At 36.1% G+C, this 10,701-nt stretch carries 8 protein-coding genes and 3 pseudogenes; 8 read left to right on the top strand and 3 right to left on the bottom strand.

What is annotated here, in order from left to right; all coding sequences use genetic code 11:
* Positions 1–652 precede the first annotated feature (652 nt).
* Together JN080_RS23830 and JN080_RS23825 are read left to right on the top strand one after the other, a co-directional pair.
* Positions 653–1,773 (top strand): IS3 family transposase gene (locus JN080_RS23830; protein WP_256238475.1). Its coding sequence is split into 2 segments (ribosomal slippage): positions 653–896 and positions 896–1,773, totalling 1,122 coding nucleotides; the frame shifts between segments, so codons are not numbered across the junction.
* A gap of 235 nt (positions 1,774–2,008) precedes the next feature.
* Positions 2,009–2,383 (top strand): hypothetical protein, encoded by a 375-nt coding sequence (locus JN080_RS23825; RefSeq protein ID WP_256238474.1) that lies wholly within the window; start codon positions 2,009–2,011, stop codon positions 2,381–2,383.
* A gap of 60 nt (positions 2,384–2,443) precedes the next feature.
* On the opposite strand, the gene JN080_RS23820 is transcribed toward JN080_RS23825, so the two are convergent.
* Positions 2,444–2,602, bottom strand: a complete 159-nt coding sequence (locus JN080_RS23820) for an aspartyl-phosphate phosphatase Spo0E family protein (protein WP_256238473.1) — start codon at positions 2,600–2,602, stop codon at positions 2,444–2,446.
* A gap of 1,545 nt (positions 2,603–4,147) precedes the next feature.
* Here JN080_RS23820 and JN080_RS23815 point away from each other — a divergent pair.
* Positions 4,148–4,372, top strand: coding sequence for a hypothetical protein (locus JN080_RS23815; protein ID WP_256238472.1), 225 nt, complete (start codon positions 4,148–4,150; stop codon positions 4,370–4,372).
* 71 nt (positions 4,373–4,443) lie between these two features.
* A pseudogene (locus tag JN080_RS23810) lies at positions 4,444–5,168 on the top strand (transposase); the annotation flags it as partial.
* Positions 5,169–5,212: 44 nt separating this feature from the next.
* On the opposite strand, the gene JN080_RS23805 reads toward JN080_RS23810, so the two are convergent.
* Complete coding sequence (locus JN080_RS23805; RefSeq protein WP_256238471.1) at positions 5,213–5,710, bottom strand: Hsp20/alpha crystallin family protein; 498 nt, start codon at positions 5,708–5,710, stop codon at positions 5,213–5,215.
* A gap of 423 nt (positions 5,711–6,133) precedes the next feature.
* Between JN080_RS23805 and JN080_RS23800 the strand changes: the two are divergent.
* The 4 genes and pseudogenes from JN080_RS23800 to JN080_RS23785 form a co-directional block, all read left to right on the top strand.
* Positions 6,134–6,594, top strand: a pseudogene (locus tag JN080_RS23800) (beta-propeller fold lactonase family protein); the annotation flags it as partial.
* A 275-nt stretch (positions 6,595–6,869) separates the two neighbouring features.
* Complete coding sequence (locus JN080_RS23795; protein WP_256238470.1) at positions 6,870–7,283, top strand: hypothetical protein; 414 nt, start codon at positions 6,870–6,872, stop codon at positions 7,281–7,283.
* Between the two features lie 176 nt (positions 7,284–7,459).
* Positions 7,460–7,699: pseudogene (locus tag JN080_RS23790) on the top strand (transposase zinc-binding domain-containing protein); the annotation flags it as partial.
* A gap of 1,359 nt (positions 7,700–9,058) precedes the next feature.
* Positions 9,059–9,343: a hypothetical protein gene (locus tag JN080_RS23785; protein WP_256238468.1), complete on the top strand. Its 285-nt coding sequence runs from the start codon at positions 9,059–9,061 to the stop codon at positions 9,341–9,343.
* Between the two features lie 506 nt (positions 9,344–9,849).
* Here JN080_RS23785 and JN080_RS29720 read toward each other — a convergent pair.
* Positions 9,850–10,698: a prenyltransferase/squalene oxidase repeat-containing protein gene (locus tag JN080_RS29720; RefSeq protein ID WP_309144713.1), complete on the bottom strand. Its 849-nt coding sequence runs from the start codon at positions 10,696–10,698 to the stop codon at positions 9,850–9,852.
* Positions 10,699–10,701: the final 3 nt, after the last annotated feature.

Below are 10,701 nucleotides of genomic sequence, written 5' to 3'. Positions count from 1 at the left end.
GGTATAAGGTACCTCTTGATTTAACCTCAGAACCCTCGTTGAGGAATACAAAAGATGAACAGCATCCATAAAGAACGCTGTTCATACTATTTGGGGTAGCGTCAGGATTTTGACAATTTACAACGGTAAGGGAACAAATACGGATATATCAAGGTTTATGCGGTTTGTATCAATAGGGTTTTACTCTATTGAGAATGACGTATATAACAGTGGTTAAAGGGTTCCAAATATCTCATATACATGTCTCAAAAAATCCCTTATAGTTGTTAAGTTAAGCATTTTTACTTCTTAAAATTGCTTAACGTTGTAAATCCGCATTTTCCTGACCCCCCGCCAACATTAACATAAATATTGAACTCGTAGTCTTATTGAAGATGAAATTGAATCGGCTACACTTAACTGGACAATAAAATTAAGGTGTAGTAGACCAAACGCCAAACTTGGATATACTGCTTATAAGCATAAGTGGACGGTACTAGAAACTTTATATGGAGTGGCGGGCATGCTAGCCTTTTCGGCAAGCCAGGTGTTTATAAAACAGCTGGCTTGCTGGCTCAAAAGCATGCCCGCGGAGGCTCCATGTCAAGTTTCGTCACAAACCCACTCTTTTGGTGGTCTACTTCAACATTACCTAGTTAAGGAGAGACTTAAAATGAGAGAAAGACGAACATTCACTACAGAATTTAAGGCTCAAATGGTCAAGCTTTATGAAAATGGAAAGCCTAGAAAAGATATTATTAGCGAATATGATTTGACGCCTTCGGCGTTGGATAAGTGGATAAAACAGTGCCAAACATCCGGGTCATTCAAGGAGAAAGACAATAGAACTCCAGAAGAAACAGAGTTAATCAAACTTCGTAAAGAAAACCAGAGATTGTTAATGGAGAATAATATTTTAAAGCAAGCTGCGCTGATACTAGGACAAAAGTAAATGTGATCAAAAATAATCGACACAAATACTCGATATCAGCAATGTGCGATGTCCTACAACTTTCAAGAAGTACCTATTACTACGAAGCAAAAGAGCAAGTTAATACAGCAGATGAACTGACAGCAGCTATCCTGGAGATCTTCAGGAAAAGCCGGCAAAACTATGGAACACGTAAAATTAAATATGAATTAAAGAAGCTCGGCATCATCGCCTCACGGCGAAGAATTGGTAAAATCATGAAAGAAAACGGGTTAGTATCAAACTATACAGTTGCCCAGTTTAAGCCACATGTAGATAAATGCAATGAATCAAAAGTTGAAAATGTATTGAAAAGGGAATTTGATCAACAAAAAGAATTAACAGTTGTAGTCAGCGACTTAACATACGTTAGAGTTGAGAAAAGTTGGCATTACATCTGTTTATTTGTCGATCTTTATAATCGAGAAATTATTGGTCACAGTGCAGGTCCAAACAAAGATGCCCCATTAGTTTATCAAGCATTATCAACAGTGAAAGCAGATTTGCGGCAAATTCAATTATTCCACACAGATAGAGGCAATGAATTTAAGAACAAGACAATTGATGAAGCTCTAGATACATTTAACATAAAACGTTCGTTAAGTATGAAGGGATGCCCATATGACAACGCGGTAGCAGAAGCAACTTTTAAAATTATCAAAACGGAGTTCGTAAAAGGTAAATATTTTGAGAGCTTGGAACAGTTGAAGTTGGAACTTGATGATTACGTTCATTGGTTTAATTATCTAAGAATTCACGGAACACTTGGGTATTTAAGTCCTATTGAATATAAAAAAGAACACCTTAAAAGTTGTCTAGTTTAGTGTTGACATACCAAATAGACCAAAAGATAAGTAATGAACAACACTTCTTTCAGCAATGATAACATTTTACCCATTATATCCTTACCCTTATTCTTCTGTTATCTACAATAACTCACAAACTCGTAACCTTTTTAGGTTTACAAAAAAAGCCCTCTTCTTGTCCACACCCTCACTCATTCGCCATCATACATTATATAAGAGATTAATTCGGTAAAGGAAGAAGGGAGAGGTGAATTTGGAGGAGTTATCTAAGCATCAGAAAGAGCTTTCAAAAAAAACTGATGACCAAGCCGTTCATAAAAATGGTATGAGTTACGAGTCTGGTAAAGACGGAGTAATAAAGGAATCTCGAAGACAAAACCCACAACCGTTTTTAAGCGGAAATAATTCTATGGATGATTGGCTCTTTGGTAACAGAAGAATGAACCCAAGACAACAAGATCTCGTTTCGGTGCCACAGCAAAACCACAATCAAAATCAGATTGATTTTAAACAAGTAATGGAAACCATCGATATGGCTTATATCACATGGAAACAGTATAAACCATTATTTAAGGGCCTATCACCAATTGTTGAAAAAGTCAAAAGTAAGCTGCCTTTCAAAAAATAGGGAAAATATTTGGTGGAAATTTCTAATGTAAAGAAATAAACAATGATTCGCTCGATCTCCTCATATTTGATCTTGTGACTTTACAGGGATTTTCATTAAACTCTGTATATGGTTTGTTTTTCTTTTTGTTTGAAACATCGTGATGAGCTGGTCTAATTTCTGACTGTAACGGAGGGTATCGTCGCTGTTTAATCCAGTTTCTTTGGCAATTAGAATCAAATTTTTCTCATTTGATTGATCCTTTGTTTTAATTCATCGTCCTCAACACATCATCATAACTCCCTTGGTCATTTGGTTGTGCATATTTAACTTGTACAAAAGTAATATTATGTATTAATTTTTGGATAATTTGAATAGATGTGACAAAAACTTCCAAATATTCACAAAAACAAAAGGAATTTATAATTTTAATTTTAGGGTTGCCTTTTAGTGACTAAGGCAGCCTTGTATTTTTATATTTTATTGATGTAGCCAATAATGGTTATTTTTCCTCTCCTAAGTAAATAAGCAAATGATGATTTAATCATTTCAAGTGGATTTAAAGCCATAGAGAGGAAGGGAGGGCGATCTTTGGGAGTTTACTCAATTATCAATTGATATAGTGAAATCGAGGCTGGTTTATCATCAATTAAGATAGATACATTTCTGTTATAAATTTTTTCTCGCTTTGGAAAAAATAAAGTAAGCAGCTAATACAATCAAGTTTTATCCCAATAACATAATATATTAGAAACCTTATGAGGACAGGGGGGTTTCTGATGTTTTGTTATCCGGGATACAGATATTGAGGACCTGGTTGTCACGGGCCGGGTGCCCCTGTAAATGTATTGGATGCTATTTGCTTGGAACATGATAATTGTTACCGAATGTCTGGAAATAGAAAAATGTGCGATCAAATGTTTATAAATAGAACGAGACCGCTTATCAATCAGCCTGGTAAAATAGGAAGAGATGCAGCAATTATGAGTTCACTGATACAATTTAAGTTAATGTTTTAAAATGTTGCCAAGCACCTTATAAAAACCAACGGATCCGCTAGTGAGCGATCCGAACAAATTGTATTTCAAAGAAGAGTATGGGGCATTATGAGGTGCATATATGGAAACGTAGTTTAAGAGGTTATTAAACTGGTTGAAAACTGGATAAAAAAACACACTATTATAAAAAAAGTAGAATATGGTTTACGGGTTCCGATTTGAAGTGAAAGACGGTAATTCGCAAGCAAATTCACAATAAAAAACGGAGGGAAATTCAAATAATTCACCCTACTTTTCTATTACTCTAATTTGTGAATATTAGCGTCGTACTAAGTAGCAAATGACTTTGTTTTAATAGATGTTATTCTTCCACATAAGCACCGTTCCTAAAAATATAGACATTTATATAAAAATATATCCATATGTTCTATAAAGAAATAATTCTTTACTAGCACGCAAAACGGACAGAGCTTTTTGCTATGTTTCAGGAAAAATGCCTTTAATTCATCAGAAGCAGAATATTATACCGGCTGCACTTCAGCTTGTTTAAGGATTCAAAATCTTGTTGTTCATTGATTGGATAACAATAAATTCCCAGACGATCTTAAAAATATGGTGGACGAATACCGTAAATCTTTTACTGATGCGGGTTTCGTTTCCCTATTCAAAAAATTATTATTTAAATACAAATTTATACTAAAATGGACAAGTTAGAGTGAATCTACCTATACGAAAAAGTGCCTCTCACATAAGCTATAGTATGTCTTATAAGAGGGGAGGGATTTTTGTGATTTTTAATTATGAAAGAGCGCGCCATTTCGAAGGAAAAATAGTTCGATTCCGAAATGAAGATGGAGAATGGCATATTGGAAGAGTTGAGAAAGTGACTAAAGAAGGGATACAAATTGAGGAGCTTATCGGTAATTCTAATGAGGGGTATGGCTATGGACTTTGGGGACTCCCAAGACCATTTTTAGGATACCCAGTGTTGTTTGATCTATTATTCTTTTGACAAAGTAAAGGCAAGTTATCGCATAAGATACTTGCCTTTTTATTTTTACATATTGGCGGTGGATACTCATTGGTTATATGTACGGTATTCGCTCTGAGAGGCAATTAGTAAGAGAAATATAAATGAATATTGCCTATCGATGGTTTTTAGGTTTAAAATTCCATGATCCCATTCCTCATCATTCCACCATTAGTTGGAATCTCCAGAATCGTTTTAAAGATACGAATATATTTCAGGAGAAATAGTTCTTCAAGCAATGAACCACAAAATGGTGGGTGGACGAGTTTTATTTTCTGATTCAACGCATTTAAAGGCAAATGCTAATAAACACAAGTTCACAAGAGAAAAGATAGAAGTAGAAACTCATGAATACTTTGATGATTTAAACAAAGCGGTAGAAGAGGACAGAATGATGCACGGAAAAAAGCCGCTAAAGGAACGAGAAAAAGTGAAGGGAACTAAAGAAATTCGGGTAAGTACGACTGATCCCGAATGTGGATTTATGTCCCGTGAAAACAAGCAGGAAATGTTCTGTTATCTTGACCACCGGACTACTGATATAAAATTTAACATTATTACTGATGTATTTGTTACTCCTGGAAATATTCACTATTCAGTTCCTTACCTGAATCGGTTGGACTAGCAGGTCCAACGATTTGGATTTAATGTTGAGGCTGTAGCACTTGATTCAGGATACCTCACAAGCCAGATTTGTAAGGGGTTATCTGACCGAAATATCTTTGGAGTAATTGCTCATAGACGATATCAACCCACTACTTGTTTATTTCCAAATTTTCCAATAATAGACAGACTTGCAAAACATAATGAAATGCAGACTACCTATTCATTATCGATTGGAATAACTTCTACTTTTGAATAGGCACGTGTATAGCTGACAATCAAGAGGCCATTCCAATACCTTGCGCTTAATTGATTAGGACTTATCGTGTCTGGCAATTTAATTTGCCTTTGGAATTGTCCAGTAAATCTCTCCGAATAAGTTCTTTTTAAATGGGGATAAATGGGGTTATTTATACCTTTCACTGTTAGAATATCCCCAGCAAGCCCTAATTCAATCTCTTCTCTTTTTAAACCCGGGAGTTCAATGATGATATTTACTTCGTTATCGCCCTCTAACAACTCGATTATTGGAAATTTGGAATTTGGAGTTTGTTTTTCATTCGAATCCTGACTTTTAGATGAGGACGAAGATGTTTTAAATGGCTGTTCATCAAGCATTTGCCTGGCAAAATCTTGATCAAAGATATTATTCCAAAATTCTCCCCCCTGCATATTTTGGGCGATCTCCATCCATTGTTTTAATTTTTCTATATCCATATGTTCACATCCCTTAAACAATACAAATCGTCTTTTACTTTAAAAAGATAGTAAAAATTGACACTCATTTTAATATATATGCGTTAGATGTTAACATATTTTCATCTTCGTCCTGAATAAAATGAATCTTAATGTACATCATCTTAACTTTTGACTTATAAAAACAAAAAAACGTTATGAGGATTGTGTTTCCTCCAAATACTAAAAAAGCAGTAGATCGTTATATTGACTGTTTTTACATATCCCAGAAATCACGATAATCAACTCTAGAATCATATTTTTTTAAAAGACACGGATCAGGCTGCAACAGGCATCGGAAAAGTAACCGTTAACGTCAAACAGCGGGACTCCATTATTACATCTGCTATGAAACGTGTAGATAATGCAGTAGTGGATTTTTTGACAAAAGCCAAAAACGGCGAATTTCTATCCTCCGGAATCCTCTTAGTTACAGAAGCCATGTCAAATGCTCTGTCATCTTACTCATTAAGCAACGGCGGTATTCTTCATTTGATTAGCTGTTCTCTGTACCAAACGGATATATAACTGCTTGGAGGGATGAACGTTTTGCATACACCATCAACTCTTTAAGCGGAACGATCTCCACCTACCGAATCAATCCTAATGGGGCACTTTCGGTGGTAAGGCATATTACCAGTACACCTCCAGGTACAGCACCGGGTTTTCCCATGGATGTTGGAGTAAGTAAAGATGGACGGCATTTTTACACCCTAAACGGAAACCAGGGTACAGTGTCAGTATTTAATATCCAAGAAGATGGTAGTTTGGTTAGATTACAGGTTGCTGCTTGGACTAACTTACCTTATCTTTGTTCACAGGGCTTAGCTGAGCTGTTCTTTGATTCTATTGGTTCATTATATTAGTCAGGATGGAAAATAGAGGGGGATTATTAAAAAAAAGGTTGCGGACATACTGGTTTTTATGAGAAAAAATTAATTACCAGCGGGATTGTGGAGGGTGCTTTACTTTCACAACAAATGGACTGTTTCGGTAGCAGTCCTTTTTCATTATCATTACTAGATTAAATCGGCAGGATTGCTCTGGAATGAAATGGAGAATTGTTGTGACTTAACCAGGTTAAATATCATACAATAAATAGTCATTTGTTCACTTCATTATTTTTTAGGAGGTAAAGATAATGATTTCTAATTACACCAACAGACAAAAGCTGCCCTTTCCGATGCTTCTCGAAGCTAAACAAATCGCTCCAAATCAAATTTTCATTCAATATGACCGTCCTACTGATTTGGCATCTGCAACTAATATTTCAAATTATTGGATTAGAAGTAATATAGAGCATCCCATTACGGCTGGCATTTCGACTGAGGGTATGGACTATCGCCTAATTGAATCGAACACCATACGTCCTGATGCAGGAATAATCACACCTTTCGACAATTCGAAGATGAGATTCGTTATGACATTTAAGGTAAATGCTATTACTGGTCTCATGCATATTGTACTCCCTTGTTTTGTTAATTTAGATGGAAGGACAGGTTATAATGATGAAAATTGGGGGCCTTTCAGCAGGAATATGTTTATCGGCATGTAAATAAATTAATTATTTTTCTATCTTAGCGTAGAGACGATACGCATCACAAATAGCCGTAAATTCTGAATTTTTTTAATCGAATTACGGCTTTTTCATCGTTTAGGAAATTATTAATTTCTAGACTTGTGGATAAATGTTCGATACAATGTTCGTATATTATCGGTGAGGTTTTTCATATGAGTAAAGTTAAAAGTGGCGTTATCAAACAAATATTGAAGGATCATTTCGACGGTTTTTGGAGAATGCAATCTGACCGTTTTCCTGAATCATATCGTGAAGACATAAAGGAAACAGTAGAAAAAGCTATTAGGTGCCGTACCAGTGATTTAGGATATGCACGATATGAATGTTTAAGATGCGAAGGGAATCCTAAGCCTATTTTTGTTTGCTTTACTTGTAAGAGCCGTTTTTGCCATTTGATAAGGGCCCTAATTGTAATTGCATTGGACCTGGGAATATTCATAGAAATGGCTACTACTGGAGATTTGGGTTAAACGATGAGATAACAAGGAAAATCCCTATATGTCGATTAAGATTCTTGATGTGTAACAAGAGCATTTCAATCTTTCCAGACTGTTTAATCCCGTATTTTCAACATACTATACATACAATTTTGAAGCGAATACACCAATTTCTTCAGAGGAAAAATGTTAATAGCAGCCGACAATTATTGAGGTTTCACCTGATGTCACAATTCTATTGTCTTGATATAAATAATTATTTTAAAAATTTATTGGTATATATACAGTGATTAGAGTCATCATTTTGTCTCTTAGTTTTATGGATGGATCCGTTCTTTTTTATAAGGTGCTTGGCCCCATTTTAAAACATTAACTTAAATTATATCAGAGCACTCATAATTGCTACATCTCTTCCCATTTTACCAGGTTGATTGATAAGCGGTCTCGTTCTATATTATAAACATTTGATCGCACATTCTTCTATTTCCAGACATTCGATAACAATTATCATGTTCCAAACATATAGCATCCAATTCATTTACAGGGGCACCCGGCCCGTGACAACTAGGTCCTCAATATCTGTATCCTGAATAACAAAACATCAGAAACCCTCCTGTCCTCAACAGGTTTCTAATATATTATGTTATTGGGATAAAACTTGATTGTATTATCTGCTTACTATATCATTTCCAAGCGAGAATATCCCACTTCTTATCGAAGTGTAAAGTGGGGATAGTTCAATAGACTAAACCCTATTCACTCAACTTGATTAAATCTTTTTGATCATGCATTAATGAATTTTTTAGTAAAGTAACTCCTCTTTTGTTAGGAGTTTGGTCGGAGAACACGTTTGTATAATTGAAAAGAGTACATCATCAATTATAGGTTCCGCAGTGATTTTGGCGAAATACAAGAAGTAAGCAACGAGTAACCTCGAATTAGTTCACATATCCGAACTAGCAATCATTCCTAAAAAGTGATCGTTAGTAAAGAAAAAAGGGATCGCCAAGGCATCCCATCTTGAATTACAGCTATTGTTCGTTCAAGTGCACACAATCGTAATATCAAAAAACTAATCATTTTAGTTGTCACATAATGGAATTCATAAAAAAGGATGAAATCGATAATGGTTTCATCCTTTTTCGTAATACAAGTTAAACTTATGGAATTTTGATGACTTCATGTCCGCCTATTAATTCAAAAACTATTATATTAGCCGGTCCCGCTATTTATTCAATCGAATAGGATAAGCTAAACATCTAAAAATATATACATCGAATAATATTCTTATTGCAATATAAGAGAGGGGAGAGAATGGTGGCATATATAGATCCATATTTAATGCGAATTTTCCGAAAAAAAATCGCCAATCCCGCTACTTTTAGACGGGTGTGCGGCATTCTATGCAATTGTCGTTTCGAGGATTTATGCAGACCGGAAGGGGCATATGGTTTAGTCGATAATTTATCCAGTTGCCTGGGAGTGGCAGTATCGCCCGAGCAAAGGGACAATGCCGCGAGCTGGATAATGACCTGTGGAATTGATCCAGCAGAGCGCAGGGAGCGGTACAGAATGTTGAACCATATCAGGGAATTTTGAATTAAGTGAGATGTTAACCACGTCTATGAAATCGAGGGACGTGGTTTATTTATTTCAAGGCCAGGGTTCGCGTCAGTATGCCCCTTTAGTATAGTAATTAGGGAAGATTAGGAAGAGTGTTTACTAAAGTGTTTATTTTGCTACGGAAGAAATAGCTACAGGTGGCTGGAAAGTTTAGACAAACAGGAAACCTTCTTGGAATACAGCAAGGTAGAAGGGGTAGTTAACCATCCCAAAAGAACGTTCCACTTAGCTTTAGCTGGAACGTCCTTAACATGGTGTGTCCAGCGTGGGTGCATGCTTCTGACATAGGTCCCCAACAGTAAAGGCATTATTAACAGTAGATTAAGGCAATGGTATGCAGGGGTTACTCTCATACCCTATGGAAGTCGGCTGCAAGCTGCCGCTCTGAGAAACACAAATGTCATATCAGTAACCAGTTTTACAATTTCCAGTAGGATAAGGAATTGAATTTAAATCCTTTAAAGGTATTTATTTCGATAATCCTAATGACAACAGTGGCCAAATATGAACGTAACTGTGATAATAAATATAAAAGTGGCCTGGCAACCCCGCACCGGTAGGATAAGAAAAACTTTTATCTGATAAGGTATTTCTATTAATAAATATTCAATCCCTTTTTCTATCTCAGCCACGGGCTGGTCATAAACCGATACCAAACTATCAACCGCCCAAGCTGTTTGTACCAGGGTAGAATAGGCAAGTGGGTAATATGTTTTAAATCGATCGCTATGACACGACTCCCCCCAGCCGCCGTCTGGGTTTTGAATGCTTATTAGCCATTTAACAGCCTTTTGAATGGATGGATGATCACCTGAAATTCCGACAGCTCTTAATCCCGTTACAGCGGCCCACGTTCCGTAAATGTAAGAAATACCCCATCTGCCATACCATGAACCGTTCTCTTCTTGATTATCAAATAACCAGTTTACCGCATCACCTATCTTTGGATGGTGAAATGTCATACCTACGTTCTTACCAAGAAATTCAAGTGTTCTTCCTGTTAAATCGGAAGCGATTGAATCAATAAACGAATCACTAATATTTTGAATTGGTAATAAGGTGAGGATTGATTTAGATTGATTATTTTCAAATGCGCTCCATCCACCATTGTCATGTTGCATGGAAAACAGCCATTTTAACCCTGAATTCCAGGCTTTGCGGTATTTGTCATCCATAACCGAAAAACGGGTAATTGCACGTAAGGCGGCTTGTGTGTCATCTACATCCGGATTGGTTGTATTGGTTTCTGAAAATCCCCAACCGCCTTTTGGCTGCTGCTTTGATAATAAATATTCAGCCGCAGAAACAACGGCCTTATCTTCTATTGGCACTCC

This window comes from Bacillus sp. EB600 (assembly GCF_024494385.1).
Classification (GTDB): Bacteria; Bacillota; Bacilli; order Bacillales; family Cytobacillaceae; genus JAEVLT01.
This window is presented reverse-complemented; position numbering and strand designations above follow the sequence as displayed.

Bases quoted from the DNA above. Each gene is read 5' to 3' on its own strand.
- JN080_RS23805 (WP_256238471.1), bottom strand. From the start codon at position 5,710: ATGGATATAGAAAAATTAAAACAATGGATGGAGATCGCCCAAAATATG.
- JN080_RS23795 (WP_256238470.1), top strand. From the start codon at position 6,870: ATGATTTCTAATTACACCAACAGACAAAAGCTGCCCTTTCCGATGCTT.
- JN080_RS23785 (WP_256238468.1), top strand. From the start codon at position 9,059: ATGGTGGCATATATAGATCCATATTTAATGCGAATTTTCCGAAAAAAA.